The organism is Thioalkalivibrio sp. ALE31, assembly GCF_000377405.1.
Lineage (GTDB): Bacteria > Pseudomonadota > Gammaproteobacteria > Ectothiorhodospirales > Ectothiorhodospiraceae > Thioalkalivibrio.
Genome location: NZ_KB905022.1, coordinates 201,818 through 228,288 on the forward strand (window position 1 = coordinate 201,818; position 26,471 = coordinate 228,288).

Genomic DNA, 26,471 nt, shown 5'->3' on the forward strand with positions numbered 1-26,471 from the left:
GCCGGGCCTCGGGGGGTGCGCAGTGGAATGGGGTAAGCTTCCATTCCGTACCCATCCCTGCAAAGGAGTTCCCGCATGCGTCGTGCGCTGGTATTGCCTGGCGGTTTGCTGTCGGTGTTGGCCGTTTCTCTGGTTTCCGTGAATGCGCAAGCGGCCGAGGCCGCGACCCTGATCCTGGATGGCGAGGAATACGTGCTGGAGATGGAGGTCTGCGATTTTTCCGGTGATGCGGATGATCGCTACCAGACGCTGGTGGCGCGCGCCGATACTGACCGCGGCCCGCTGCGGGTGTTCGCCTCGCGCAACGAGGTCGCCGGGATGCTGACGCATTCGATTTCGGCCCAGTTTGGCGATTTTCGTGCGGGGGGCGAGGTGCTGGAGGCCAATCGGACGCGCATGGGCGGGCAGTGAATCAGCGTCGCCGGCGGTGCGTCGGAGCCGCTGATCCGGATTGATGGCGGTGAACTGCATGCCGAAGGCCGGTTCGTCGATACCGGGATGACCACCGAGCCAGTGGACGGGCGCCTGACCGCGAGCTGCGATCGCCGATAAGGTTGGCGGAGCGGCTGCGGCCGCTGCATCATTTCCCAGCTGTTGGGCGTGCATCCGCCTGACCCCCTGACGTGTCGAATTTCAGGAGGCCTCCGGGATGATCAAGGAATCGGACTGGAAACGGTTCAGCCAGTTGAAGAAGACCGCGCTGGATCGCTACTGCGAGCGCGCCCTGGCCGATTGCCGGGCGGCAATGGAACAGGAAGACCGCTCGAATCACGAACGCTTTCTGGATCTCTATCAGCAGCTGAACGAAGCGAACGAGCGGCTTGCATTCATCTTCGATGGCCATGCCCGCTCGAAGGCGCTGGATCAGTTCCTGTGTATGCGGCGCGAAGGGCTGATCGAAGATGCAGAGCTGGAAGGCTTTACGGAGGCATTTCTGGAGCAGACCCGGCCGATTCGCCCGTAGCCTCGGCGCAGGCCGGCCCGATGCAGCAGGCATTGGCGATGACCATATGGCCAATGTTCCGGGGGCGGAAAGACGAAGGCCCGGCGGGTGCCGGGCCTTCGGGGGGTAGGTCAGGAGGCGAGTCGCTTGTATTTGACCCGGTGCGGCTGGTCGGCCTCGGCGCCCAGGCGCTTGTGGCGGTCTTCCTCGTATTCCTGGTAGTTGCCGTCGAAGAACACCACGTTGCCGTCCTCCTCGAACGCGAGGATGTGGGTGGCGATGCGGTCCAGGAACCAGCGGTCATGCGAGATCACGATCGCGGAGCCGGGGAAGTCCAGCAGGGCCTCTTCCAGCGCGCGCAGGGTCTCCACGTCCAGGTCGTTGGTCGGTTCGTCGAGCAGCAGGAAGTTGCCGCCGCTTTGCAGCAGCTTGGCGAGATGCACGCGGTTGCGTTCCCCCCCGGACAGTTCCTTCATGCGCTTCTGCTGGTCGGTGCCCTTGAAGTTGAAGCGGCCGACGTAGGCGCGTGACGGCATCTGGAAGTTGCCGACCTGGATGATGTCCTGGCCGTTGGAGATTTCCTCCCAGACGGTCTTCTCGTCCTGTAGCGCGTCGCGGCTTTGGTCCACGTAGGCCAGCTGCACGGTCTCGCCCAGCTCGATCGAGCCGTCGTCCGGCTGGTCCTGCCCGGCAATCATGCGGAACAGGGTGGTCTTGCCGACGCCGTTCGGGCCGATTACACCGATCAGCGCGCCGCGCGGCACGGAGAACGACAGGCCCTGGTAGAGCACACGGTCGCCAAAGTGCTTGGACAGGTTCTCCACCTCCAGCACCTTGTCGCCCAGGCGCGGGCCCGGCGGGATGTAGATCTCCTTGGTTTCGGAGCGCTTCTGGTAGTCGGTCGAGGCGATCTCCTCGAAGCGCTTCAGGCGCGCCTTGCTCTTGGCGCCGCGGCCCTTCGGGTTGGAGCGCACCCACTCGAGCTCGGATTCCATGGCCTTCACGCGGGCGGCCTCGGCCTTTTCTTCCTGCTTCAGGCGCTTTTCCTTCTGCTCCAGCCACTGCGAGTAGTTGCCCTGGAACGGGATGCCCTGGCCGCGGTCCAGCTCGAGGATCCAGCCGGCCACGTTGTCGAGGAAGTAGCGGTCATGGGTGACGGCGACCACGGTGCCCTGGAACTCCTGCAGGAAGCGCTCCAGCCAGGCCACGGACTCGGCGTCCAGGTGGTTGGTCGGCTCGTCGAGGATCAGCATGTCCGGGCTGGACAGCAGCAGGCGGCACAGGGCCACGCGGCGGCGTTCACCCCCGGACAGGGTCTTCACGTCGGCATCCCACGGCGGCAGGCGCAGGGCGTCCGCGGCGACCTCCAGCTTGCGCTCGAGGTTGTGGCCATCGGCGGCCTCGATCTTCGCCTCCAGCTCGCCCTGCTTGGCGGCCAGGGCATCGAAGTCCGCATCCGCCTCGGCATAGGCGGCATACACCTGGTCCAGCTCGGCCAGTGCCTCCTTGATCGGGGCCACGGCCTCCTCGACGTTGCCGCGCACGTCCTTGCTCTCGTCGAGCTGCGGTTCCTGCGGCAGGTAGCCGATGTTGATCCCCGGCTGCGGCCGCGCCTCGCCGACGATCTCGGTGTCCACGCCCGCCATGATGCGCAGCAGGGTGGATTTCCCCGCACCGTTGTAGCCCAGCACGCCGATCTTGGCGCCCGGGAAGAAGTTCAGGTTGATGTCCTTGAGGATGTACTTCTTCGGCGGGACGATCTTGCCCACGCCGTTCATCGTAAAGATGTACTGCGCCATGATGCTCCTGCGACCTAAGCGGTTTGAATGAGGGGCGGGCCACTGACGACCCGCGCTGCGACCGCACTTTACCATTCCGACGAGGGTGAAGCCCGAATGACGCCGGATTTCGACGGCTGTCCGCGCGCTGGCCGGCCAGGGCGCTCGACAGGTTGGGCGGTGCCGCTGACAATGGCGCCATGATGGCGTGGTGGGAGGGCCTGTTGCTGGTGGGAGCCGGGGGTGCGCTGGGGGGACTGGCGCGCTTCTGGCTGTCGCAGTGGATCGACAACCGCACCGGGGCCGGCCGTTTCCCGTGGGGGACGCTGGCGGTGAATGCCTCCGGTGCGCTGCTGATCGGGCTGGCGCTGGGCTGGGCCTCGGGGCCGGCGCTGGCCTCCGGGCTCTGGCTGCTGCTGGTGGTGGGTGTGCTCGGCAGCTTCACCACGGTCTCCTCGTTCAGCCTGCAGGTGGTCGGGGTCGCGGAGCAGGACGGCCTGCGCCCGGCGCTGGTCTACGTCCTGCTGACCCTGGGCGGGGGGCTGGCGCTGGTGGCCATCGGGCACGCGCTGGGCCGCCTGGCAGGGGGTGCGGCGTGACCGGGTTTTCGCTGCGGCTCTCGCTGTTCGTCGCGCTGGGGGCCGCGCTCGGCAGCATGGCGCGCTACGGCGTCTCCTGGACCGGGCTGCACCTGGCCGGAACCGGCTTTCCCTGGGACACGCTGGCCGTGAACGTGGCCGGGTCGTGGCTGATCGGGCTGTATGCGGTGATCAGCGCGCCGGGCGGTTGCCGCCCGGCCGACCCGGTGTTTCGTCACTTCATGCTGGCGGGGGTTTGCGGCGGTTTCACGACCTTCTCGGTGTTCAGTCTCGAAAGCCTGTGGCTGATGCAGTCGGGTGCGGCGGGCCGCGCCGGGCTTTATGTGGGCGTGTCTCTGGTGCTGTGGATCGCCGGGGTGTGGCTGGGCAGCCGCATGGGGCGGCGCTGGAACGCCACTGCGGCGCAGGGTTGAACCCCGCGGGGCGTGAGACTGAGTGCCGTTTCACGACCCGCACGTCGGGTGATTCCGCGGTCGCTGGCGTGGCTCGGTCAACGGGCCGGTGGTTCGATGCGGGTCCGGCTCGGGCCCGCGTGTTCGATCCAGCCGTGGAGCATGCGCGGGGTGGTGGTGCCGGCCGCGCAGCGCCCGTTGCGGTCGATCACGATGGCCCCGCCGTAGCCCGCGAGCCGCTCCCGCAGGTGCTGCAGGCTGGCGGTCAGGGCCTCGGCGGCGCTCAGGCCAAGATACTCGACACGGTCGGCCAGTTCCCGGGCAAACACACTGCGCAGGAAATGCTCGCCATGCCCGGTCGCGGAGATGGCGGCGGTGGCATCGTCCGCGTACACGCCCGCGCCGGGGATGGGCGAGTCGCCGACCCGGCCCGAGCGCTGGCCGGTCATCCCGCCGGTGGAGGTGGCCGCGGCCAGATGGCCGTGGCGATCGCGCGCGACCGCGCCGATAGTCCCGGGCGCGGGTTCGTCATGATCCAGTGTGACCCGGCCCTGGCACAGGGCGCGCTCCAGCTGTTCCCGCCGCTGCGGGGTGATCAGCGTGTCCTCGTCCACCTGCGGCATCCCGATCTCGCGGGCGAAGCTGGCGGCGCCGTCCGCGACCAGCAGCACATGTTCCCCGTCGTCGAGGACCGCTCGCGCCAGCCGGATCGGGTTGGCAATACCGCGAACCGCCGCGACCGCACCGGCGGCCAGAGCCGCGCCATCCATGATCGCGGCATCCAGTTCCACGCTCCCGTCCCGGGTCAGGGCGGCCCCGGTGCCGGCGTTGAACAGCGGGTTGTCCTCGAGCCGCGCCGCGCAGTACTCCACGGTATCCAGGGCGGTATCGCCCCGCGCCAGCCGCTCGCGACCGGCCTCCAGGACCGCGTGCAGCGCGGCGTGGTAGCGGCCGGCGGTCTGTGGATCCCCGGCCTCGCGGATCTGCCCGGCGCCGCCGTGGATCATCAGCGAGAAGGGTTCGGATGGCATCTGTCCTCCTCGATCTGGCCGCGGATCAGCAGGATGTCGCTGTGGCTTGCCGGGATGAAGCGGCTCTGAGCAATCGCGATAGCCCCGTGGCGGTTGACCGCCATGCGCCGTTTCAACTGCCCCTGCAGGCCCCCGCTGTAGAGGGTGTCGAGTGTGCCCGGGACCGCCTCGACAGGCCCGAACCGCGCGGACTTCAGCGGCGCGTGGGTGAATGCCAGGCCCCAGGGCCGATCGGTCGGGTGGGGATAGCGCTGCCAGACCAGATACAGACACCGGTCGTCCCGGGCCAGAGTCGGGAAGCCGCCCGGCCACTGATCCGCGTCGAGCCGGGTGGGCGGTGCAAAGTCCAGGCTGCCGGCATCTGCGCGACTGACATGCAGGCGGCGGAAATGGGGCTGCCGGTAGTCCTCCAGGTCGTTGGCCGGGATCGCCCCGAAGGCCAGGTGAACAACGCCCTCCGCGTCCACCACCAGCGTCGGGGCGTCGGCATGGCCCGGGTGCTCCAGCGCGGTGGCCGGTTCGGAAAAGCCGGCGTCCAGGTTGTTCGAGTGGGCGATCCGGATGTCTGCGTACGGACTGTCACCCTCCGACCAGGCCAGCAGCACGCGACCGGATGGCGCCTGTGCCAGGGTCGGGGCGCGGGCCGGCACAGAGTTGTCCGGGTTGACGGTCACGGGTTCGGCGAAGGACGCGCCATGATCCGCCGAATAGGTGACGCGCAGCGGACCCTGGTACTCGGTCCAGGCCGCGACCACCTCGCCGGTGGTCGTCAGCAGCAGGTCCAGGCTGCCGTTGTCCCAGCGCTGGGCGGTGATGCGGCCCTTGCCGGCACCGTCGCGCGAACGGGACAGGTTCTGGTGTCCCTCGAACGAGCGGCCTCCGTCGCGGGATCGGGCGTACAGGATCTCGCCGCCGTGGTCGCCGCCGGTAAACAGGATCTCCTGCCACAGCAGGTGCACGTCGAAGGCGTCGGCGTCGTCCGGCGCCGGTTCGACCGCGACCCGCGGCAGCCAGGAAAAGGTTCCCGGCACGCCGCCGATCCGGGTCGGTCGCTCGAAGACCGCCCGGCCGTCGCGGTCGTAGCGCTGCAGGAACAGGGCCTGCTGCGCCTGGTCGGCCCAGACGACCAGCGCGTCGCCATGGTCATTGATCGCCACCGAGGCATCGTCGACATAGCGAAAATCCGAGGCGTTCATGCGCCAGGGGCCGCGGAAGGCCTCGCCGCGCGCGACCTCGACCGGCTCCTCCCAGGCGACCCGGGATTCGGGTGCGTCTCCCGCCAGGGCCGCTGGCCCCCACAGGGCAAGGGCGAGCGCGCACAGGGGGGCCAGCGAGGCCCCGGTCGGGTGCAGCGCAGGGGGCGTATGAACGCTGGCGTTGGGGGCGGGGTATCGAGTTACGGGCGTGTCTGTCGCGGCCATGGGCAGCCTCCCGGGAACACCCTACTGGTGTGGGTTGAAGTCGCGCCGGCGCAGCAGCGTCTTTTCGAGTTCGACCAGGGTGAACAGGATCAGGCCGAAGGCGAGGATGCGCAGCCATTCCTGCGGCCCGATGGCGGTGGTGCCGAACAGCAACTGCAGCGGCGGGGCGTAGGTGAACAGGCCCTGCAGCACGATCAGCACGCCGACCGCGATCAGCACCGGGCGGCTGCCGAATAGGCCTGCCCGGTTCAGCGCGGGCTCCAGGATGTAGCGGCTGTTGAACAGGAAGAACAGCTGGCCCATGACCAGGGTGTTGATGGCCACGGTGCGCGCGAATTCCTCCGCCACGCCCTGCTGCTCCAGCCACAGGAAGTGGCCGAAGGTGCCGGCCACCAGCAGCGCGGAGACGAAGCCGATGCGCCAGAGCAGGAAGCCGGACAGCAGCGGCGTGTTGGGTGGCCGCGGCGGGCGCTGCATGGTGCCGGGTTCGGTGGGCTCGAAGGCCAGGGCCAGGGCCAGGGTGACCGCGGTGACCATGTTGACCCACAGCACCTGCACCGGCGTCAGCGGCAGGGTGAGGCCGAGCAGGATCGCGGCGACGATGGTGAAGGCCTGGCCGCCGTTGGTGGGCAGCAGGAACAGGATGGCCTTCTTCAGGTTGTCGTAGACGGTGCGGCCTTCCTCCACCGCGTTGGCGATGGAGGCGAAGTTGTCGTCGGCCAGCACCATCTCCGCGGCCTCGCGCGCGGCCTCGGTGCCCTTCACGCCCATGGCCACGCCGACATCGGCGCGCTTGAGGGCGGGGGCATCGTTGACGCCGTCGCCGGTCATCGCGACCACGTCGCCGTGGCTCTGGATTGCGCGCACCAGGCGCAGCTTGTGCTCCGGCGTGGCGCGGGCGAACACGTCCACATGCCGGACTTGCTCTGCGAGCTCCGCGTCGCTGGCGCCTTCCAGCTCGTGGCCGACCACCACGCCGCCCTCGGTGCTGATGCCCAGCTCGTCGGCGATCGCGCGCGCGGTCACGCCGTGATCGCCGGTGATCATCTTCACGCGGATGCCGGCCTCCTGGCAGTGGGCCACCGCCTCGATCGCCTCCTCGCGTGGCGGGTCGATGATCCCGCAGACCGCCACCAGGGTGAGCCCGCCATCCTCGATGTCGGAGAACTCCAGTTCCTGGCGGTGATCCTCCATGCGCCGGGTGGCCAGGGCGAGCAGGCGCTGGCCGCGCGCGGCGACGCCGTCCATCCATTGCTGCCAGTGCTCCGCGTCCAGGGGCGCCTCGCCATCGGCGGTGCGCTGCTGGCTGCATACGGCCAGCACGCGTTCCGGGGCCCCCTTGAGAAAGACGAAGGCCCCGCCTTCATGGTCATGGTGCAGGGTAGCCATGAACTTGTAGGACGACTCGAATGGGATCACGTCGTCCCGCACGAAGCGCTCGTTGATCGCCTTCGGATCCAGCCCGCCCTTCATCGCGGCGACGATCAGGGCCCCCTCGGTCGGGTCGCCCTCCATGGTCCACTGGTCGTCCTTCAGATAGACCTCGGCATCGTTGCACAGCAGGAGGCCGCGCAGGACCTCGGCCAGCAGGGGATCGTCCTCCGGGTCCGCCTCCTGGCCATCGCGGGTAATGCCGCCGTGCGGCTCGTAGCCGACCCCGCCCAGCTCGTACTCCGCCTGTGTGGTGATGATGCTCTTCAGCGTCATCTCGTTGCGGGTGAGGGTGCCGGTCTTGTCCGAGCAGATGGTGGTGACGGAGCCCAGGGTCTCGACCGCCGGCAGGCGGCGGATGATCGCGTGGCGCGCGGCCATGCGCTGCACCCCGATCGCCAGGGTGATGGTCATGATCGCCGGCAGGCCCTCGGGGATCGCCGCCACCGCCAGGCTGACCGCGGCGAGGAAGGTCTCCACCAGGTCGTAGTCGCGCACCCAGTAGCCGAAGGCGAAGGTCGCCGTCGCCAGGACGCCGATGGCCACCGACAGCCAGCGGCCGAACTGGGCGATCTGGCGCAGCAGCGGGGTGGTCAGGGTCTCCACCTCGCCGATCAGGGTGGAGATGCGGCCGATCTCGGTATCGGCCCCGGTGCCGACCACGACCCCGCGCCCCTGGCCAAAGGCCACCAGCGTGCCGGAATAGGCCATCGAACGGCGATCGCCAAGGTCGGATGCGGCCGCCACCGGCTCGCTCTGCTTGTCGCTGGCGACCGACTCGCCGGTCAGCGCGGCCTCGTCGATGCGCATGTTGTGCGCCCCGGTCAGGCGCAGGTCCGCCGGGACGCGGTCCCCGGCTTGCAGATACACGATGTCGCCGGGGACCAGCGTCTCTGCGGGAATACTGTGGCGCTGGCCGTCACGCAGGACCTGGGCGCGGGGCGAGAGCATCCCGCGGATCGCGTCCAGCGCCTTCTCCGCCTTGCCCTCCTGGATGAAGCCGATGATGGCGTTGATCAGCACCACCCCCAGGATGACGCCGGTATCCAGCCAGTGACCAAGGAACGCGGTACCCACCGCCGCGGCGATCAGCACGTAGATCAGCACATTGTGGAACTGCAGCAGGAAGCGCCGGACGGGGCCGGTGCGCGCGGCCTCCGGCAGGCGGTTGGGGCCGACATCCTGCAGCCGCTGTTCCGCGGCGGACGAGGCGAGTCCGTGCGCGTCCGTCTCCAGACGCCGGAGCACTTCGTCGGTCTTCAGGGCATGCCAGTCGCGTGACGGGTCGCGATCGCTCATGGGTCTCCCGGAGATGTATCACCCAGTGGATCCGGACCTGCTTATCATGCGCCGGTGCGGCCCGCGCTGTCAGGCCATGGCGCGCAGCCGGGGTGGAATTTTCCCAGCGCGAACGAGTCTATTTCCGGACGACTCAATAACAGGAGGTTCCCATGTCTCGCTGGATTGCCACGGCTGCCCTGACAGTGGCCGGATTGGTCGCGGCCTCGAACGTGATGGCGGCGGAGAAGGTTACGCTGGAACACGATGACCGAACCCTGATCGGTCATATGAAGGAGGGCATGGGGGCGAGCCCCTCCGACGGGGTAGTCCTGATGCTGCACGGGACCCTGGCGCACGGGCGCATGGAGGTGATGGCCGCGGTGCAGGATCTGCTGGCGGACCATGGCCTGAATACGCTGTCCGTCAATCTGAGCTACGGCATCGACGCGCGCGAGGGGATGTTCGAATGCGATGCCCCGGTGCGTCACGGCGTCGATGACCATCTGCAGGAGTTGAGCCTGTGGCATCAATGGCTGCAGGACGAGGGCTATGGTCCGGTCACCCTGTTTGGCCACTCGCGCGGTGGCAACCAGGTGGCCCGCTACCTGACCGAGCATGACCCGGACGGCATCCGCGCCCTGGTGCTGGTGGCCGCGTCCACCTATGACGAGGACGAGGCTGCGAGCGAGTACGAGGAACAAAGCGGTATGCCGTTGCAGGTACTCCTGGATCAGGCCCGCGAACTCCAGCGCATGGACCAGGAAGAGACCCTGATGGAGGACGTGCGTTTCCTCTACTGCGAGGAACTGGACGTGACCCCGCGCGCCTTCCTCGGCTACTACGAGCCGACCCGCCAGAACGATACCCCGACGGTGATTCGCGGGATGCAGATCCCGACGCTGGTGATCACCGGTTCCGAGGACGACGTGGTGCCGGACCTGCCGCAGAAGGTCGAGGCGGTGAAGGACAGCGGTGACATCACCCTGATGACCGTGGACGGCGCGGGGCACTTCTTCCGTGACTTCTTCGCGGACGACGTGGCCGACTTCACCGCGGACTTCATCGATCAGAACTGAGCTCCAGCCCGCAATAGGAACGGCGCCTGAAGGCCGGCCCGGGGCAGTCCCGGGCCGGCCTTTTTCGTGCCTGGCTCGAGGGCGGTCTTATCCGGCGAGCAGCGTCAGGTAGAGCCCGAGCATCGCTGCGGAAAACAGCAGCCCGATGGTCTCCCAGCGGGTCAACATGCGCTCGGCGGCCTCCAGGCGACGGCGCGCGCCCAGGCGCAGCGCACGCATGCGGGCCGGTATCCGGGGTGGCCAGGGCCCCGGCAATGCCAGGCGGCGTCGAGTGCGGCGGGCGCCGTCCCAGGCGGCCTCGGCCAGCACGGCCAGATCCCCCTCCGGCACGCGCGGGGTCTCGCGGTCGCGAACCCCGCGCCAGGCCAGAAGGGCTAGGCCCAGCCCCAGCATGACCGGCCACAGCAGGGACGAGCCGTACAGGTCATGGACGCTCAGGGGCAGGGCCGTGGGGCCGGCCAGCAAGGTTGCGAGCGGGAGCAGGAGTGCCATCAGCGAAAGGCCGCCCCAGGCCCACCAGCGCGGTCGGTCGAGGCCGTCGGCCGCGGTCTCGAGATCCGCCCGCCAGCGCCACAGGAAGCGCAGTAGCAGCACCGTGGTGCCGGCCGCCGCGAGGGTCAGCAGCCACTCGGTATGGGCCAGCCAGCCCGACAGGGCCTCCGCCGCCAGCGGCTCCTTCAACGCGTTCTTGGCCAGCGCGCCACTGGTGAAGGGCAGGCCCGCCAGGGCCAGCGCCGGCAACAGCGTGAACAGTGCAAAGGCGGTCCGCGCCGGGCGGGTGACCGGCCACTGCCGCTGCATGCCGGCGGTCAGGAACAACGCCCCCTTGGCCAGGCCATGATGTACGGCGTACAGCGTGACTGCTGCCAGCAGCCAGCCGCGCGCCTCGGGCAGGAGCAGGGCCAGGCCGATACCCGTGGTCATCAGCCCCATCTGCGAGATGCTGGAGTAGGCGAGCAGGGTCTTCGGCCGTACCTGCAGCACCCCGACCAGTACGCCGAGGAAGGCCGCCGCCAGGCCCAGCAGGACCAGCGCCTCGCCCAGCACGGCGTGGCCGGCGGCGTCGATTGGCAGCAGGCGCATCCAGCCCAGCAGGCCGGCCTTGATCATCGCCCCGGACAGCACGGCGCTCGCGGGTACCGGCGCGGCCGGGTGGGCCAGCGGCAGCCAGAAATGCAGCGGCAGCATGCCGGCCTTGATGCCGAGCCCCAGGACCAGTAGGACCAATGCCCAGCCCTCGGGGCGCGCCGCGGCCACGGCCGCCAGGCTGGACTGCCCCGCCGCATGGACAGCCAGTACCAGACCCGCGAACAGCAACACCTCGCCCAGTACCGCGAGGATCAGATACACCCGTCCGGCCCGCCAGGCCTCCGGCTTGCCGGAATGGATCACCAGTCCGTAGGCCGACAGGCTCATCAGGGAAAAGAACAGATAGAAGGCGATCGCGTCCTGCGCCAGGATCAGGCCCAGGTTGCCGGCCAGGGCCAGCAACCAGAACACATAGAAGCGATGCCGCCGGGGATCGTCGCGCCGATCGGAGAGCGCGAACAGCCCGGCGGCCAGCCACAGGCCCGCGGTCAGGCCCAGGAAGGCCCGGCCGGTCGGGTCGACCGCCAGGTGGGTGCCCATCAGCAGGCCGGAGAGGGTCGCCTCCAGCCCGGGCGGGGCCAGGGCGGCCAGCGCCAGGCCGGGGAGCGCCGCCCAGGGCACCAGGCGGTTCAGCCGCGCCCGCCCCGGACGCAGGCCAATGAACACCGCCAGCAGCAGCGGCACGAGCGGGACGGCCAGCAGCGCGGCCCCGCTCACAGCCCGAACTCCGGCAGCGCATAGTCACGCTGGACGATCAGGCTGACCCAGCCCAGCGGGCTCAGCCCCAGCCCGGCATACAGCCCGACCAAGAGCCCCAGCGCGGCGGTAAAGACCACCGGGAACAGCAGCATCCAGTGGGTCTCGAAGCGGGTCGGGCCGGCATGGGCCTGCAGGGGTTCATGCCACGGCTCGCGGCGCTCGCCCAGCCAGCCCCGGATCACCGGGGGCAGGAAATAGGCCGCGTTCAGCAGGCTCGACAGGACCAGCACTCCGAGGATCCAGGGCATGCCGGCCTCCAGCGCCCCCAGCCCCAAGTGCCACTTGGTCACGAAACCGGCCAGGGGCGGCAGGCCGATCATGCCCAGCGCGCCCGCGGTAAACGCCAGCATGGTCAGCGGCATACGCCGGCCCACGCCGTCGAGCTCGCTGATGCGATGGATGCCCAGGGTCTCGGCGAAATTGCCGGCGCAGAAGAACAGTGTGATCTTGGTAATGCCCTGGTGTACCAGGTGTACCAGCCCGCCGATGACCCCCAGGGGCCCGGCCAGCGCGACGCCCAGGATGATGTAGGAGACCTGACTCACGGTGGAGAATGCCAGGCGCTGCTTCAGGTCGTCGGTGCGCAGGGCCTGAATGGAGCCATAGATGATCGTGACCGCCGCGATCACCAGCAGCCCGGCCGTCAGGCCCAGCTCGATCGCCAGTTCCGCCCCGTAGACATCGTTGACCACGCGGATGATGCCGAAGGCCCCGGCCTTGACTACCGCCACCGCGTGCAGCAGCGCGCTGACCGGCGCCGGCGCGACCATGGCGATGGGCAGCCAGGAGTGCAGCGGCACCAGCGCGGCCTTGACCCCGAAGCCGACCATCAGCAGCACGAACAGGACCTGCAGCGTGACCGCGTGAGTCTCCGCGAGGCCTTCAAGGTAGCCGCCCGGGGTGAAGCCCTCGGCCCCGGCCAGCAGCGTGAGCCAGACGATGGCCGTGAACAGTACCAGTCCGCTGGTCAGGGTGTAGCCGAGATAGAGGCGTCCGGCCCGCAGGGCCGCCGGCGTGCCGCGATGGACCACCAGGGGCCAGGTCGCGAGGGTCAGGATCTCGTAGAAGATCAGGAAGGTGATCAGGTTCCCGGACAGGGCAATCCCCACCGTCGCGCTGACGCACAGCGAGAAGAAGCCGAAGAAGCGGCTGCGTCGCGGTGAGCCCTCGAGGTAGCCGATGGCGTAGACCGTGGTTACGAACCACAGCACGGCCGAAAGGCTGGCGAACAGGAGCGACAGCGCATCGGCCGCGAGCACCAGGTCGATGCCGGGCATCAGCGGCAGACTGAAGTGGTATTCGTCACCGCGCAGTACACCCGCCAGCAGCACCCCGACCAGCGCCAGCTTGGTGCCGGCGCCGCCCAGGTTCAGCGCCGTGCGCAGGCCCTGTCGGTGCTCCGGCAGGAAGAAGATCGCGATGCCGGGTCCCAGCGAGCTGAACAGGATCGCGAGCAGCAGCCAGCCACCGTCCATCAAGGGGCCCCCGGGGTCAGGGCAAGGGTGTTCAGCGTCAGCACGCCGGCCAGCCCGGCCAGCGCCGCGACCGTGGCCAGAGCCAGCGGGACCCAGTCCATCCACGGCGACACTGCCTCGCCGGCGTCGCGGCGGCCGCGATGAAACGCCGGGGCCACCATGCGCAGCACGTAGGCCGCCGCCAGCAGCCCGCCGCCGGCGATCGCCAGCACCCACAGCACGCCGATCAGGCTGCCGGCGAGGACCGTGCCCAGGCCGGCCTCCAGCAGCAGGTACTTGGCGATGAAGCCACCGGTGAACGGCAGCCCCATCAGGCTGACCCCGGCCAGTCCCAGGGCGAACACCGTGCGCGGCCGGGCCCGGAGTACCGCGCCCAGCTCGGCCAGGCGGTCATGCCCGGCGGCGTGTTGCAGGGTGCCCGCGGCCAGGAACACCGAGGCCTTGGCCAGGGCATGGACCACCGCGAAGAACACCACCACCCGCCAGGCGCCCGGGTCCACCAGCATCAAGGGGAAGGCGACCAGCAGATAGCCGAACTGGGCGACCGTGGAATAGGCCACGATGGATTTGAGCCGCCCCGCGCGCAGCGCCTGCAGCGAGCCCCAGATCAGCGCCCCCACCCCGAGCAGGCCGACCAGGATGCCGAAGGCCGGGGTCGCCAGCGGGGCAAACACCCCCATCCACAGCCGCAGGATCAGGTAGAACGATCCCGTGACCACCAGCCCGGAGAGGACCGCACTGACCGGTGCCGGGGCTGACCCATGGGCCGGCGCCAGCCAGACATGCAGCGGGAACAGGGCGGCCTTGAGCATCAGGCCCGCGGTCATCAGCACCGCCGCCATGCGTTCCGTCGGGCCCGCTTCGGTACGGGCCTCCAGCAGCACCAGATCGAGTACCCCGTGTTCCCCGAACAGCAGAACCACGCCCATCAGGAAGCTGAGCGAGCCGAGGATGTTGACCAGCAGGTAGCGCACCGCGCCGGAGACCGCGGCGGCCGTGCCGGTGAAGGCCACCAGGGCGACGGCCGAGAGCGACACCACCTCCAGGGTGATGTACAGGTTGAAGGCATCGCCGGAGAGAAACAGCATGTTGAGCCCGGCCCATAGCCACAGCCACAGGGGCCAGAACTGGCGACGCTCGATGCGGTCGTGCACGTAGCCGAGGCTGTAGAGGCTGGTGGCCAGGGCCACTACGGCGGTAAGCACCAGCAGGGTCATGGACAATCCGTCCAGCTGCAGCATGAGCCCCAGCGGGGCCTCCCAGCCGCCCAGGGCCACCCGCGTCGCGGCGGTCTCCGGGTCCGGCCCGGCGTGCAGGAAGGTCGCGCTCAGACCCAGCACCCAGGCCGTCACCGCGAGCGCGCCCAGCAGGCCGATCCGGTGGGCCTGGCGCGGCCATGCCGTTGCCAGCACGGCCACTCCCAGAGACAGCGCGACCAGTCCGGCGCTCCCCGCCGGGAGCCATTCGGGGTTTGCCGGGATCACGCCGACCGGTCCTCGCCGGCGGACGATTCGGCCGGACCCCCATCCGCGTGGTGCTCCTCGCGCGAGATGTCCTCCACCGGGGCGTCGTCATCGGGCGGCCCGGGCAGCATCACTGCGTGGCCGGTCAGCCGCGTCAGGTGCACCACCAGGGCCAGGGCGAAGGCGGTTGCACTGACCGCGACCACAATCCCGGTCAGGGTCAGCGCCTGCGCCACCGGATCCGGCGGGCCCTCGCCGCGGGCGGCGACACCCAGCAGCACCATGAATACGCCCGAGCCCATGATGTTCAGGGCCAGGATGCGCAGTACCAGGTGGTGGCGGCGGATCAGCCCGTACAGGCCCAGGGCGAACAGGATCGCACCCCCGGTGGGATACAGCAGGCCCGGGGCCAGGGTGTGCGCGACGGTCTCCGCCAGCCCGTTCATGTGTCGTCTCCGGCCGGGCGGCCGGCCACGAACAGGGCCACCAGGGTCAGGGCGATGGAGAGCGTCGCCGCGACCTCGATCAGGATGATCAGGGGATAGGCCCAGGCCTCCGCGTAGCCGAGGAAGCCATGCCCGGCGGCAAGACCGTACAGCCCCACCAGCAGGAACAGGGCGACCCCGGCGGAGATGCCCAGGCGCAGCGGCCCGGCCGGCGCCATCGGCAGCTGGCGCGGCCGTGCCAGGACCAGCAGGATGCCGGCCGCGCCGAGGATTGCCCCGGCCTGAAAGGCCCCGCCGGGGGCGTGACTCCCGGCCCACAGCACATACACCCCGGTGACGACCGCGACCGGGACCAGCAGCCGCAACGTGCCGGGCAGGATCGGCCCCGGGGCCGGGCGGGCCGGGATCAGGTCATGTCGCCCCAGCGACCATGCACCCAGCAATGCGATCAGTACGATCGCCAGTTCCAGGAAGGTGTCGTAGGCACGGAAGTTCAGCAGCACCGCCGTGATCGGATGATCGACACCGGAGACGTCCATGTGGGCATCCACCACCGGCTCGAGGCCCACGGACTGCGGCTGGTGCCACAGCGCGGTGACCAGCAGGCCGCCGACCACCAGGGCAAAGGACAAAGCGGGCAGGAAGGTCCGGTGTTCGGGCAGCGGATCGTGCAGGGCCCGCAGCAGGGCATGCGGCCCGGTGGGGTCGGGCGGGGGTGAATGCGGGCGGCCACTGCGCCGCTCGGCCATGATGCTGCGCAGGCGTTCCAGCGTGACCAGAAGCAGGGCACCGGTGATGCCCGCGCCGATCGCGGCCTCGGCCAGCGCGATGTCCGGGGCCTCCAGCCGCACCCAGGCCAGCGCCAGCAGCAATCCGAATGTAATGAACAGCACCACGGCCCGGAACAGGTCGGTACTCGCCAGGCAGCGCCAGGCCACCCCGACGATGCCGGCCAGCAGGACCAGATCGAAGAGGACCAGCAGGGCGTTCATCGGTCCGACTCGAACTCCCCGTGGGTCCAGGTGCGTTGCGCGACCATGTGCGCGGCCGTGGTCCCCGCCGCCAGTACCAGCACCCAGATCAGCAGCAGCTTCAGGATGTCCGCCGGTCCGCCGGCCTGGAACATCAGTCCGAGTATCACCAGCCCGAGCCCGACGTTGTCGGCCTTGGTCAGGGCGTGCAGGCGCGAATAGACATCGGGAAAACGCAGCAGCCCGGCGGTGCCGGCCGCGAAGAACACCAGTCCGGCGAGGATCAGGATCACGGTCAGGGCGTTAGCGATCATCGTGGTGCCTCTCGGGGCCGGGGGTGTCCGGCGGCTGGCGGTGGATCGGGGTATCCGGTGGTTCCGGCAGACCGTGCTGGCGGACGAAGGCCACCGCGGCCACCACGGCCAGCAGGGCGAAGACCAGTGCCACGTCCACCAGGGCGGATGCCTCCAGTGCCAGCGACAGGAGCAGCAGGATCGTGACTCCGGTGGTGCCGAACAGTTGTGCGGCCAGCATGCGGTCGCCGGAACCCGGGCCGCGCAGCACGCGGACCAGTCCGAGCAGTATGGTGCCGAGCAGGAACAGGGCGGCGGCCAAATAGAAGAGGCTCATGGAGCGGCTCCGTCGTCACTGGCGCGGCGGTCACGCGGGTCGTGGAATGCCTTGCGGATTCGTTGTTCCAGGGCGATCAGTGCCGCCCGTGTATCGGCGTCACGGTCCAGCACATGCAGGGTCAGCAGGCGCCCCTCCAGGCGTACGCTGAGCGTGCCGGGCAGCAGACTGACGACCGCCATGAACAGGGTCAGGGGCGGGCCGTGGGCCAGTTCCGTGCGGTAGGTCAGGAAGTCCGGCTGGATCGGCAGGCGCGGGTCCAGGGCGCGGCGGGCGACGTCCAGCCCGCCGAGGAACGAGCTGCGTAGGAAGAACCCCAGCAGGCCCGGAAGCGCGCCGGGTCGCAACGGCAGCGGCCGTCCGGCCGGCAGCAGCAGGCTCGCGACCGCGGCCAGGATGATTGCGAGCAGGGCCAGGGGTTCCAGCAGGGCGGCGCTGCCGGCCAGGACCCACCAGAGCAGTGCGGCGGCCGCGGCGGTGGCCAGTGCCCGCCGTGCCCGCGACCGGCCGCGACCGGCAAATCTGCGGCCGGCATGGGACGGGACCGAGGCGCGCGCCATCGTGTGATCGCTGGGTGGGGTCGCTGGTGCGCCGCCGGTTATTACAGCTGGTTGCTGGCGTCAGTGAAGCCCATCAGGGATACGTCAAACACGAACGGCTGTTCCTGGTGCAGGGCACGGAAGGCGACGGTCAGGGCCTGTCCGCCGCGCAGCGCGCTCATCTGTTCGCTGTTCAGTTCGCGCCCGGCGACGCAACCCTGCTGCACGCAGGTCACGTAGCCCGCATCCATCTCTTCGCCCGCATCGTCCACCTGCATGCGGATGCCGGGGCGCAGGTCGACGCCCAGCGGTACCAGGATCTCGATGATGTGCTGTTCGCCTTCGCGGCGCACGGTCGCCTGCAGGAACAGCCCCTGCGCCTGCTCGTCCTGGATCTCCAGCGTCTGCTGCATCCGGCAACGCTCGCCCTGTGGCGTCTCGATACAGGCGACCTCCCAGTCCTGGTGGATCGTGGTCTCCGGCTCCTGCTGCTGCATCTGTTGTTGCATCTGCGGATCGGCCTGCTGGGACAGCGCCAGGCCGGGCAGGAGAAGAAACAGGGCCGGGATCAGGCCCGCGCGCAGGGGGCGGATAGTCATTCGGTGTGCTCCGGAACTTGTATTCAGCCGTACAGAATGGCCAATGGCGGCCCTCGGTCGCAACCGTGGCCGGGAGAACTACAGACCGTCCTGACTGATGCATGTTCCCCGCACAGGGGCCCGATGAGCGTCTCGCAGGCCTCGCTGTCAGCGCGGTGGGTTGTGCATTGCAAACAGTTCCTCCAGGGGCTGCGGGCGGTGTAGCCCGTAGCCCTGGGCGAAGTCCACGTTCAGCTCGCGCAGGCGGGCGATGGTCGATTCGTCTTCGGCAAACTCGGCGATCGTTTTCTTGTCGAGCAGGTGACCGATGTTGTTGATGTTGCCGACCAGGGCGTCATTGACCGGGTCGGTGGCGATGTTGCGCACGAAGCTGCCGTCGATCTTCAGGTAGTCCACCGGCAGGGTCTTCAGATAGGCGAACGACGACAGCCCGGAGCCGAAGTCGTCCAGCGCGAAGCGACAGCCCATGCCGCGCAACTCGCGGATGAAGCGCATTGCCGCCTGCAGGTTGGAGATCGCCGCGGTTTCGGTGACCTCGAAGCAGAAAATCTCGCCAGGCAGCTGGTGCAGGCTCAGCTGGTTGCGGATGAATGGCAGCAGGGTCTCGTCACTCAGGGTCGCGCCGGAGAGGTTGACCGCGCAATGCTCGATGCTCGCCGGGCCGTGCAGGCGGATGTGGTCAGCCACCATGGAGAAGGTCCGGGTGATGATCCAGCGGTCGACGATGGAGATCAGGTCAAAGCGTTCGGCGGCCGGCAGGAAGACCCCGGGGGGGATCAACTCGTCGTCCTGGCTCCGCAGGCGTACGAGCACCTCGAAGGAGAGTCCCGCGGGCGGTGCGCCGGAGTCGGGCTCGGCCAGTGGGTGAATCATCTGGGCAAACAGCACCAGGCGCCCCTGTTCGACGGCGTCGGAGATCTGTGTGGCCCAGTCCATCTCGCGCCGGTGCTGCTGCAGGTCCTGGTCCTCCGGGCGGAAGATATGCGAGCGCCGTCGGCCGGCGTTCTTGGCCGCGTAGACCGCGATGTCGGCATCGGCGAGCAGCTGGTTCATGCTGCGCTCGCCGGGTTGGAACTCGATGATGCCGATGGAGGCGCTGATGCGGAACACGCGGTCTTCCCAGGCAAAGCGCAGTTCGTCCAGGACCGTATGGATGGCGTTGGCGATGCGGTCGGCGTGGGCGATGTCGCAGTGCGTGAGGATGATGCCGAACTCGTCGCCCCCAAGGCGGGCGAGCAGGTCGGTTTCGCGCACCTGATCCAGCATCAGTTCGCCGACCTGGCGGATCATCTGATCCCCGGCGACGTGGCCGGCGACATCGTTCACGACCTTGAACTGGTCGAGGTCGATGTACAGCAGGGTATGGTTTTCGTGCCCCTTCTGGCTTTCCGGGTAGCGCGCCAGCTGTTCCAGGCGCTGCTCGAAGGCGTGGCGGTTGGGCAGCCCGGTCAGGGCATCGTGGGTGGCCTGCCAGCTGAGCTGGTTGGCCAGCTCGCGCGCCTGGGTCACGTCATGGAACACCAGCACCACACCCACGATCTCGCCGTCCCGGTCGCGGATCGGCGCGGCCGAGTCCTCGATCGCGAATTCCTGCCCATCCTTGCGCAGCAGCATGGTGTGGTTGGCCAGTCCGACGATCCGACCTTCCTTGAGGCAACGCTCGACCGGGTTGACCGCCGGTTTGCGGGTGATCTCGTTGAGGATGTTGAATACTCGCGTCAGCGGTTCACCGGTGGCGGCATCGGTGGTCCAGCCGGTCAGGTACTCCGCGATCGGGTTCAGGAACGTGACTCGGCCCCGGGTATCGGTGGTGATGACGCCGTCGCCGATGGAGGCGAGCGTGACCTGGGCATATTCCTTTTCGCGGAACAGGGCCGCCTCGGCGCGCTTGGTCGCGGTGATGTCCTGCACGATGCCGTACATGCGCCGGGGCTGGCCGTCCGCGTCGCGCAGCACGTCGCCGCTCCCGAGCAGCCAGCGTTCGTCGCCATCTCGCGTGAGTACGCGGTGCTCGATGCTGTAGGCGGTACCCTGCTCGAGGGACTGCTCCACCGCGGCCTGGACCCGCGCACGGTCGTCGGGATGGACCCGCTCCAGGTAATGCTCGAAAGTGACCTCGGTGGTGTCCTCCGGCAGGTCGAACAGCTGGTAGGTCGGACGGGTCCAGACCAGGTCGCCGCTGGCGATTTCCCATTCCCAGGTGCCAACGCCGGAGAAGGCCTGGGCCAGATACAGCCGCTGCTCGCTTTCGCGCAGGCGCGCCTGTTCCTGCACCAGGCCATCGGCCATACGGTCGAAGGCGCGTGCAAGTCGGCCGATCTCGTCGCGCCCGGTGACCCCGGCACGCTGGTGGTGCTCGCCACCGGCGATCTGCTCCGCGGTCCGGCTCAGGCGGCTCAGGCGCCGCCCCAGTGCCTGGTAGATCAGCCACCACAGCGCGGCGAGTGCTGCGATAAGGATCGGCGCGAGCAGCAGCGCCGAGTTCAGGGCCGCGGTGCGCGCCTGCCGGAAAGGCAGCGACAGATCCCATGCGAGGATGACCGCGCCCGAGGGGCTGCGCCCCAGGTCCACCAGAGGCCCGGTGAACTGCAGCGGCGCCACCGCGATCAGGGTGTTCTCGCCCGCGACATGGCGCACCTTGGCGGCGCGGCGGTCGCGGGCGTCGGTCAGCAGCGTGCGCAGCGGGTCGGCCAGCGCGGCCATGGGTTCGGCGTCCAGGGTCTCCGCGAGCGGGCGTTCGCGCATGCCGCGGTTCAGGGCGGCAACGTAGTGCTGGCGTTCATCGACCACCCCGGCCAGGCGGACCCGGATATCGACATTGAGCGCCGCGATCTCGTCCTGAATGGCCTGCGTGCCGTTGTTTGCCAGGTGGTTCTGGACGATGCGCTGCATGCGGCTGATCTCGGTCGCCAGTTCGCGTTCGGCGTTCGCGAGGATGCTGCGCTGCTGGTTGTGGATCAGGGTCAGGGTGTAGAGGGTGCCGAGAATGAGTGCTACCACCAGCAGGAAAAGCGGCAGCGTGGTGTTGATCGGATAGCGGAACAGGCCCTGCCACATCAGCCGTCTTCCGATGGCGGGCAGCCCGCCGCCTGCAGGACGCGGTCATCGAACAGACGATCGAGGTTCACCTCGCGCTCCAGCAGGCCCTGCTGCTGCATCAGGGTGGCCAGGTGCTCGCTGCTGGCGCGCAGGGCCTCGCCGCCGTCGGCCAGGGCTGTGCAGTTTTCCGCCCGCGAGGGAAAGTGGACCCCGGCCAGTGCACCCGCCAGTTCCTCCGCGCTGAGGTCGCTATACCGGGCCATGGCGGCCTTTGCGGGTTCCGGGTCGGTATCCAGATATTCGAGCGTTCCAAACCAGGCATCCACCAGCTGCCGGAGATGTCTCGGGTGGTCGTCGAGCGCTTGGCGCTGGACCACCAGGACATCGATAATCTCGCCCGGGATCCGGGTGCTGTCGAACAACTCCTCGGCACCGGCATTCAGCAGCCGGGTGCGGGTCGGTTCGAAGGTCGCCAGGGCGTCGACCTCTCCGCCGTGGAAGGCCTCCTCGTGGCGCCCCGCATCTACGCGCACGATATCGACTCTCTCGCGGTCGAGGCCGCCGTGTTCCAGGCCGCGAGCGAGCAGGTAGGCGGTGGCGGCATCATTCTCGACCCCGATGCGGCGGCCCTCCAGATCGGCCATGCGGGTGATGCCCGGCTGCGCCAGGATGGTGTCGCCGCCATGGGAATAGTCCAGCAGCAGGATGACGCGGATATCGTGGCCGTCGGCGCGCAGCAGAAAAGCCTCGTCCAGGGTCAGGGCGGCGGCGTCGACATTGCCGTTGCGAAAGGCGCGCAGGGACTCCACGTTCGAGCTGAAGCGGGCGAGGCGAATTTCGTCGATGGGAAGCCTGCCCTCGGAGGCGGCCAGGTGGAGGGGGTGGTAGCCGATCCACTCGATGGTGGCCACCCGCAGCGGGGTCTCCTGGGAGCCACCACAGCCGAGCAGCAACAGCGGCAGCAGCAGAACGAGCACGGCGAGACCACAGCGCCAGCGGGTGCGTGCGCTCGCTCTACGCTGGCGGGCAGGGATCGCCGCTCCGGGTGCGATCATCGCTCGCCCCTCCCTGGATGAAGTCGATGGCTCACGGACAACAGTATCCGGGGGGACCATTCCCTGGTCAACGCAGGGTCTTATTCCCGGTTCGTGTAGCGGTCGGTGAAGGCGCAGCGGCCCTCCGGCAGCCAAGGCGGGAAGTCGTAGTAGCGGGCGAGCACCGGTTCCAGGATCTGGTCGTGGTAGGCGGCGTAGTCGAAGCCGCGGCCTTCGGCGAGGGTCCATTCGACGCCGCGGATGGTGACCTCGCGCAGGCGCAGCTCGTCGAAGAAGGGCTCGACGTGCGCCGGGTCCAGTTCGCCCCGGGTGGGCACGTAGAGCAGGTTGGCGCCATCGAGGGCGCGGAAGTCGGTCAGCAGGTCGTCCTGGCGGCCATAGTGGGAACCGGGGCCGAACACGCCGACCGCGCGCCCGGCATAGTAGGCGAGCACCGCCGAGCGCGAGTAGCTGCGGGTGAAGACGTGCCAGTCGGCGTCGTATTCGTTGACCACCGCGGCCACCGATTCCGGCGCCAGGTAGAACACCGCATCGGCGTAGCGATCCTGGCCCTTCAGCCATTCCACCGGCATCAGCGCGATCGTCAGGATCGCGATCGCGTGCAGTGCTGCCAGGGCCCCGGAGAGCCATACGCCGAGCGTCAGCGAACGTCGCGCCAGGAACAGCGCGGGCAGCAGCAGGAAGGGCGCGAAGGCGGCCAGCCAGTGCAGGCCGATGCTCTTGAACGGGGCGAGCAGGGCAAACAGGAGCAGCGGGATCAGTCCGGCGGACAGGAACACGCCCAGTTGGTGCGCGCGGATGCCGGAGGCCAGGGCGCGCCAATGGCGGGCGTAGAACCACAGCAGCCAGGGCGTGAACAGATAGACCAGCAGGATCGCGTAGGTGAGCCAGTTGCCGGGGTCGAAGCCGCCGTCGCCGTGCCGGTTCACGATGTTGAACATCACGTTGTACCAGCAGTTGCCCCAGTTCCAGTACAGATTGAGCGCCACCGCCGGCACCACGCCGAGGATAATCAGCAGGAGGCCGCGCCAGTGCTGCCGCGCGAACAGCAGGATATGCAGCCCCAGCGCAATCCCCAGCAAGACCGCGAAGTACTTGGACAGGAACGCCAGCCCCAGCGCCAGGCCGGCGAGCAGGAACCAGTGCGCGGCGCCGGTGCGCAGGGCCTGCCAGGCAAGGCCGGTAGCCAGCAGGCTGAACAGGATCAGCGGGGTGTCCGTCGCGGTGATCACCGCGATGAAGAACAGCGGCATGAACAGCGCCAGCAGCGAGACCAGGCGCGCGCGGATCGGGTCGGTATGCCTCCACCAGAGGAAGATCGCGAGCGCCGGTGCCATGGAGACGAAAATACCCAGGGCACGGATCGCCAGCGGGTGCTCCGACAGGGGCAGGATGGCGCCCAGCCACCAGCCGATCATCGGCGGGTGGTCGTAGTAGCCGAGATCCGGGTTCTGTCCCCAGATCAGGAAATAGGCCTCGTCGCCGGTGATCGGCAGGGCCCAGGCCATGCCGATCTTGACCAGCAGCACGGCCAGCAGGATCGCGCCGTAGTGACGGGCGAGCCAGGGCCAGGAGGCGGTTGTCGGGTTCACTCGGGGGCCCCCTCTACGGACGGCCCGTGGACACGCCGGAAGCGGCCCCGGCGCAGGCGGTAGCCGCTGCCGGCCATCTCCAGCAGCGGCTGGTCAGCTGCGCTGTCGCCGTAGGCCGCGACCAGATCGACCGGTTCGTCCGGGGGCAGGGTGGCCAGCCAGGCGGCGACCGCCGCCGGCTTGGCGGCGCCGCGGCAGTTGGTGCCGTCCAGGCGTCCGGTGACGCGACCGGCGTCATCCACCGCGAGGCGCGAGCTGACCACGCCGGTGAGCCCGTAGCGCTCGGCCCACGGTTGCAGCCAGACATCCAGCGAGGCGGAGACCAGTACGCAGTCATGGCCTGCAGCTTGATGGGCCCGGAGTGCGCGCATCCCGGCCGGACGCAGCAGGCGGTCCAGGCCGCGATCGGCGAATTCACGGCCCCTGGCCTGCAGGTGGGCGAGGGTCTCGCCGGCCAGCATACGGGTCAGCACCGCCTCCTTCGCGTCCTGATGGGACAGCCGCTTCAGTGCCAGGCCAATCAGCGCCGGGAGGCAGTCCGGCAGGCGGCGGAGGAAGGCCGGTGTCCCCAGCGCGTGGCGCAGGAAGGGGAACAGGCTGTCGCGCCGGGTCAGGGTGCCGTCGAAGTCGAACAGCACGATCTGCCGCGTGTCATTCCGGTTCATCGTTATGGCTTCAGGGTTATAGCTTCAGGCGCTTGAACAGGTATTCGGGGATCAGGCGGATGATGGTCATGATCACCCACCACTTGCCGGGCAGGTAGGCAACGTCGCGGCCACGGCGCATGGCGCGGACGATGCCGCGGGCCACCGTTTCCGGTTCGGCCCACAGGGCGCCGGCGCGGTTGAGGCCCTCGGTCATCGGGGTGCGCACGAAGCCGGGCTTGAGCGTGACCACGTCCACGCCGCTGAAGAACAGCCGGTTGCGCAGCCCCTGCAGGTAGATCGCGAGCATGCCCTTGGCGGTGCCGTAGGCGTAGTTGCTCTGGCGTCCGCGATCCCCGGCGACCGAGCCGATGGCGGCGATCACGCCGCGGCCCCGGGCCTCGAAGTCCGGGGCGATGCGGCCCAGCAGGGCGATGGCACTGGTGCCGTTGACGTGGATCGCCTGCAGGGTCGCGTCCACCGAGGCGTTGCACGCGGCCTGGTCCGGCAGGGTGCCCCAGGCGAGCAGTACGCTGTCCACCTCGCCCAGGGCCTCCTGCGCCTGCTGCCACAGCGCCGCGTGCCCGTCGATATCGGCCAGATCGGCGCGGGCACCGAGGATGCGGTTGCCCTCCGGGTCGTCGGCGCGCACCCGCAGGTCGGCCAGCAGGGCCTCCAGGGCGTCGCCGTCGCGGGCAACGCAGAACAGCCGCGCGCCGGTATCCACCAGCTCCCGGGCCACTGCGGTGGCAATGGCCGAGGTGGCACCAAAGAGGACAACGTTGTTCATCGGGTTCATGCGGTCACCCTGCGCCAGAAGCCGGAGGAGAATTCGGGGTCCACATACTCGGCGAAGGCCTCCCAGCCGGGGAACCCCTGGCGGAAGACTTCGGCCGGCATGCGAGCGTCCTTCGCAGGGTACAGGGCACCGCCGGCCTCCTGCACGATGGCGTCCAGGCGCGCGAACAGCCGTTCGGTGTCGCGACCCTTTTCCGGGAAGTCCAGCGCGAGGGTGGCACCCGGGCGGGGAAAGGACAGCATGCCCGGCGCGGGCCGGTCGCCGAAGGTCTTGAGCACCGCGAGAAACGAGCCCTGGCCGCTGGCGGCGATGGCATCCAGCAGGGCCTGCACGCCGTCCCGTGCGGCATGGGGGGGCAGGACGCACTGATACTGGTAGAAGCCTTGATGCCCGTAGATGCGGTTCCAGTGGCGGATCGCATCCAGCGGGAACAGCCAGGGCTGGTGGTGCACGGCACGGGGTGTCGCGTGCACCGGCTGGCGGTAGTAGATGTGGTTGAAGGCGCGCAGCGTCAGGCGGTTGACCAGCGAGACGGGCGGGTCCAGCGGGATGCTGCGCCGGCGTTCGCGGTAGTCCCCGCGCACAGGCGCGGTGGCCGCGTGGCGTGCCGCGCCGTAGATGCCACGCCCGACGCGGCCGTTCGGGCCCGGGTTCAGGCAGTCGATCCAGGCGACGGTGTAGGGCCACTCGCGCTCGGCCTGCGCATTCAGCTCCCAGAACGCATCCAGCGAGTCGAAGCGCTGCGACCAGGCGCGCATCCAGCCGGAGCGCACCGGCATCAACTGCAGGGTCACGGTCTCGATCAGTCCGGTCAGGCCCAGCCCCCCCACGGTTGCGGCGAACCAGTCGGGGCTGGCCTCGCGGGTGACCTCCAGGGCCTGGCCGTTGGAACGGCGCAGGGTCAGCCCGAGTACGTGGTCGCCGAAGCTGCCAGCCTGGTGATGGTTCTTGCCGTGCACGTCGTTGGCCACCGCGCCGCCGAGGGTGACAAAACGGGTACCCGGCACCACCGGCGGGAACCAGCCGCGCGGCACCGCAAAGCGCAGCAGGGCATCCAGCGACAGTCCGGCCTCCGCGGTGATCCGCCCCGTGGCGGCGTCGAAGGCCACGAAGCGATCCAGCCCCGGCGTATGCAGCAGGGTGGCCCCGGGGTTCAGGCAGACGTCGCCATAGCTGCGCCCGAGGCCGTGGGCGAGCAGGGGGCGAGGCGTGCCCGGGGGAAGCGGCCGGCCGCGGTGAGCAAGCTCGACTTCGGCGGCATGTTCGACCTGCGGGATGCGGTTCCAGCTGGCAGTCATCACCCGCCCACCTCGTCGTTGCGATCCCCTGCAGGAGGCCAGCCCCCTGGCCGATTGGGCGCAGCTAATATCCTCTGCGCCTGAATGCGCGGGCGTCCACGCATCCGCAGGCCCCCGGTTG

Annotated in this window: 23 protein-coding genes and 1 pseudogene; 5 read left to right on the forward strand and 19 right to left on the reverse strand. The window is 69.2% G+C overall.

Annotation, left to right across the window (positions count from 1 at the left end):
• Positions 1-75 precede the first annotated feature (75 nt).
• Positions 76-552: pseudogene (locus tag D103_RS13420) on the forward strand (hypothetical protein).
• Positions 553-649: 97 nt separating this feature from the next.
• On the forward strand, positions 650-964 hold the full coding sequence (locus D103_RS0106775) for a hypothetical protein (RefSeq protein ID WP_018865991.1): 315 nt from the start codon (positions 650-652) through the stop codon (positions 962-964).
• A gap of 110 nt (positions 965-1,074) precedes the next feature.
• On the opposite strand, the gene ettA is transcribed toward D103_RS0106775, so the two are convergent.
• Complete coding sequence (gene ettA, locus D103_RS0106780) at positions 1,075-2,742, reverse strand: energy-dependent translational throttle protein EttA (RefSeq protein WP_018865992.1); 1,668 nt, start codon at positions 2,740-2,742, stop codon at positions 1,075-1,077.
• Between the two features lie 179 nt (positions 2,743-2,921).
• Between ettA and crcB the strand changes: the two genes are divergently transcribed.
• Both crcB and D103_RS0106790 read left to right on the forward strand, forming a co-directional pair.
• Complete coding sequence (crcB, locus tag D103_RS0106785; RefSeq protein WP_038028448.1) at positions 2,922-3,320, forward strand: fluoride efflux transporter CrcB; 399 nt, start codon at positions 2,922-2,924, stop codon at positions 3,318-3,320.
• The gene (locus D103_RS0106790) at positions 3,317-3,733 is read left to right on the forward strand and encodes a CrcB family protein (RefSeq protein ID WP_018876265.1); all 417 of its coding nucleotides are present in this window, start codon (positions 3,317-3,319) and stop codon (positions 3,731-3,733) included. Before crcB ends, D103_RS0106790 begins: the two co-directional genes overlap by 4 nt.
• A 77-nt stretch (positions 3,734-3,810) precedes the next feature.
• Here the strand turns inward: D103_RS0106790 and D103_RS0106795 are convergent, their stop codons facing one another.
• Genes D103_RS0106795 through D103_RS0106805 form a run of 3 tightly spaced genes read right to left on the reverse strand, consistent with a single transcriptional unit; the run spans position 3,811 to position 8,894 of the window.
• The gene (locus tag D103_RS0106795) at positions 3,811-4,743 is read right to left on the reverse strand and encodes an isoaspartyl peptidase/L-asparaginase family protein (protein WP_018876266.1); all 933 of its coding nucleotides are present in this window, start codon (positions 4,741-4,743) and stop codon (positions 3,811-3,813) included.
• Positions 4,719-6,164: a sialidase family protein gene (locus tag D103_RS0106800; RefSeq protein ID WP_018876267.1), complete on the reverse strand. Its 1,446-nt coding sequence runs from the start codon at positions 6,162-6,164 to the stop codon at positions 4,719-4,721. The genes D103_RS0106795 and D103_RS0106800 overlap by 25 nt, the downstream gene beginning before the upstream one ends.
• 21 nt (positions 6,165-6,185) lie before the next feature.
• Positions 6,186-8,894, reverse strand: a complete 2,709-nt coding sequence (locus tag D103_RS0106805) for a cation-transporting P-type ATPase (RefSeq protein WP_018876268.1) — start codon at positions 8,892-8,894, stop codon at positions 6,186-6,188.
• A 152-nt stretch (positions 8,895-9,046) separates the two neighbouring features.
• On the opposite strand from D103_RS0106805, the gene D103_RS0106810 reads away from it, so the two are divergent.
• Complete coding sequence (locus D103_RS0106810) at positions 9,047-9,952, forward strand: alpha/beta hydrolase (protein WP_018876269.1); 906 nt, start codon at positions 9,047-9,049, stop codon at positions 9,950-9,952.
• An 87-nt stretch (positions 9,953-10,039) separates the two neighbouring features.
• On the opposite strand, the gene D103_RS0106815 is transcribed toward D103_RS0106810, so the two are convergent.
• The 15 genes from D103_RS0106815 to D103_RS0106885 all read right to left on the reverse strand — a co-directional run bounded on the left by D103_RS0106815 (position 10,040) and on the right by D103_RS0106885 (position 26,350).
• Entirely contained in the window at positions 10,040-11,758 is a 1,719-nt protein-coding gene (locus D103_RS0106815) for a complex I subunit 5 family protein (RefSeq protein WP_018876270.1), read from the reverse strand.
• The gene (locus D103_RS0106820; protein WP_369772232.1) at positions 11,755-13,278 is read right to left on the reverse strand and encodes a complex I subunit 5 family protein; all 1,524 of its coding nucleotides are present in this window, start codon (positions 13,276-13,278) and stop codon (positions 11,755-11,757) included. The genes D103_RS0106815 and D103_RS0106820 overlap by 4 nt, the downstream gene beginning before the upstream one ends.
• Complete coding sequence (locus D103_RS0106825) at positions 13,275-14,759, reverse strand: complex I subunit 5 family protein (RefSeq protein WP_018866001.1); 1,485 nt, start codon at positions 14,757-14,759, stop codon at positions 13,275-13,277. The genes D103_RS0106820 and D103_RS0106825 overlap by 4 nt, the downstream gene beginning before the upstream one ends.
• Entirely contained in the window at positions 14,756-15,184 is a 429-nt protein-coding gene (locus D103_RS0106830) for an NADH-quinone oxidoreductase subunit K (protein WP_018866002.1), read from the reverse strand. Before D103_RS0106830 ends, D103_RS0106825 begins: the two co-directional genes overlap by 4 nt.
• A complete protein-coding gene (locus tag D103_RS0106835; RefSeq protein WP_018876272.1) occupies positions 15,181-16,176 on the reverse strand; it encodes a hydrogenase subunit MbhD domain-containing protein in 996 nt (331 codons plus the stop codon). The genes D103_RS0106830 and D103_RS0106835 overlap by 4 nt, the downstream gene beginning before the upstream one ends.
• Positions 16,173-16,469, reverse strand: a complete 297-nt coding sequence (locus tag D103_RS0106840) for a monovalent cation/H(+) antiporter subunit G (protein ID WP_018866004.1) — start codon at positions 16,467-16,469, stop codon at positions 16,173-16,175. Before D103_RS0106840 ends, D103_RS0106835 begins: the two co-directional genes overlap by 4 nt.
• Positions 16,459-16,785 carry a monovalent cation/H+ antiporter complex subunit F gene (locus D103_RS0106845; protein ID WP_018876273.1) on the reverse strand — a complete coding sequence of 109 codons (327 nt, stop codon included), beginning with the start codon at positions 16,783-16,785 and terminating at the stop codon, positions 16,459-16,461. Before D103_RS0106845 ends, D103_RS0106840 begins: the two co-directional genes overlap by 11 nt.
• Positions 16,782-17,345, reverse strand: a complete 564-nt coding sequence (locus D103_RS0106850) for a Na+/H+ antiporter subunit E (RefSeq protein ID WP_018876274.1) — start codon at positions 17,343-17,345, stop codon at positions 16,782-16,784. The genes D103_RS0106845 and D103_RS0106850 overlap by 4 nt, the downstream gene beginning before the upstream one ends.
• A 41-nt stretch (positions 17,346-17,386) precedes the next feature.
• Positions 17,387-17,923 carry an invasion associated locus B family protein gene (locus D103_RS0106855; RefSeq protein WP_018876275.1) on the reverse strand — a complete coding sequence of 179 codons (537 nt, stop codon included), beginning with the start codon at positions 17,921-17,923 and terminating at the stop codon, positions 17,387-17,389.
• A 147-nt stretch (positions 17,924-18,070) separates the two neighbouring features.
• Entirely contained in the window at positions 18,071-20,980 is a 2,910-nt protein-coding gene (locus tag D103_RS0106860; protein ID WP_018876276.1) for an EAL domain-containing protein, read from the reverse strand.
• A complete protein-coding gene (locus D103_RS0106865; RefSeq protein ID WP_018876277.1) occupies positions 20,980-21,939 on the reverse strand; it encodes an ABC transporter substrate-binding protein in 960 nt (319 codons plus the stop codon). Before D103_RS0106865 ends, D103_RS0106860 begins: the two co-directional genes overlap by 1 nt.
• Before the next feature lie 158 nt (positions 21,940-22,097).
• The gene (locus tag D103_RS0106870; protein WP_018876278.1) at positions 22,098-23,609 is read right to left on the reverse strand and encodes a glycosyltransferase family 39 protein; all 1,512 of its coding nucleotides are present in this window, start codon (positions 23,607-23,609) and stop codon (positions 22,098-22,100) included.
• A complete protein-coding gene (locus D103_RS0106875; protein WP_018876279.1) occupies positions 23,606-24,274 on the reverse strand; it encodes an HAD-IB family hydrolase in 669 nt (222 codons plus the stop codon). The genes D103_RS0106870 and D103_RS0106875 overlap by 4 nt, the downstream gene beginning before the upstream one ends.
• A gap of 16 nt (positions 24,275-24,290) precedes the next feature.
• The gene (locus tag D103_RS0106880; protein WP_369772233.1) at positions 24,291-25,043 is read right to left on the reverse strand and encodes an SDR family oxidoreductase; all 753 of its coding nucleotides are present in this window, start codon (positions 25,041-25,043) and stop codon (positions 24,291-24,293) included.
• Between the two features lie 5 nt (positions 25,044-25,048).
• A complete protein-coding gene (locus D103_RS0106885) occupies positions 25,049-26,350 on the reverse strand; it encodes an FAD-binding oxidoreductase (protein WP_018876281.1) in 1,302 nt (433 codons plus the stop codon).
• Positions 26,351-26,471 lie beyond the last annotated feature (121 nt).

Coding starts and splice junctions, on each gene's coding strand:
- D103_RS0106775 (WP_018865991.1), top strand. CDS start 650: ATGATCAAGGAATCGGACTGGAAACGGTTCAGCCAGTTGAAGAAGACC.
- ettA (WP_018865992.1), bottom strand. CDS start 2,742: ATGGCGCAGTACATCTTTACGATGAACGGCGTGGGCAAGATCGTCCCG.
- crcB (WP_038028448.1), top strand. CDS start 2,922: ATGATGGCGTGGTGGGAGGGCCTGTTGCTGGTGGGAGCCGGGGGTGCG.
- D103_RS0106795 (WP_018876266.1), bottom strand. CDS start 4,743: ATGCCATCCGAACCCTTCTCGCTGATGATCCACGGCGGCGCCGGGCAG.
- D103_RS0106800 (WP_018876267.1), bottom strand. CDS start 6,164: ATGGCCGCGACAGACACGCCCGTAACTCGATACCCCGCCCCCAACGCC.
- D103_RS0106805 (WP_018876268.1), bottom strand. CDS start 8,894: ATGAGCGATCGCGACCCGTCACGCGACTGGCATGCCCTGAAGACCGAC.
- D103_RS0106810 (WP_018876269.1), top strand. CDS start 9,047: ATGTCTCGCTGGATTGCCACGGCTGCCCTGACAGTGGCCGGATTGGTC.
- D103_RS0106830 (WP_018866002.1), bottom strand. CDS start 15,184: ATGAACGGGCTGGCGGAGACCGTCGCGCACACCCTGGCCCCGGGCCTG.
- D103_RS0106835 (WP_018876272.1), bottom strand. CDS start 16,176: ATGAACGCCCTGCTGGTCCTCTTCGATCTGGTCCTGCTGGCCGGCATC.
- D103_RS0106840 (WP_018866004.1), bottom strand. CDS start 16,469: ATGATCGCTAACGCCCTGACCGTGATCCTGATCCTCGCCGGACTGGTG.
- D103_RS0106845 (WP_018876273.1), bottom strand. CDS start 16,785: ATGAGCCTCTTCTATTTGGCCGCCGCCCTGTTCCTGCTCGGCACCATA.
- D103_RS0106850 (WP_018876274.1), bottom strand. CDS start 17,345: ATGGCGCGCGCCTCGGTCCCGTCCCATGCCGGCCGCAGATTTGCCGGT.
- D103_RS0106855 (WP_018876275.1), bottom strand. CDS start 17,923: ATGACTATCCGCCCCCTGCGCGCGGGCCTGATCCCGGCCCTGTTTCTT.
- D103_RS0106860 (WP_018876276.1), bottom strand. CDS start 20,980: ATGTGGCAGGGCCTGTTCCGCTATCCGATCAACACCACGCTGCCGCTT.
- D103_RS0106875 (WP_018876279.1), bottom strand. CDS start 24,274: ATGAACCGGAATGACACGCGGCAGATCGTGCTGTTCGACTTCGACGGC.
- D103_RS0106880 (WP_369772233.1), bottom strand. CDS start 25,043: ATGAACAACGTTGTCCTCTTTGGTGCCACCTCGGCCATTGCCACCGCA.
- D103_RS0106885 (WP_018876281.1), bottom strand. CDS start 26,350: ATGACTGCCAGCTGGAACCGCATCCCGCAGGTCGAACATGCCGCCGAA.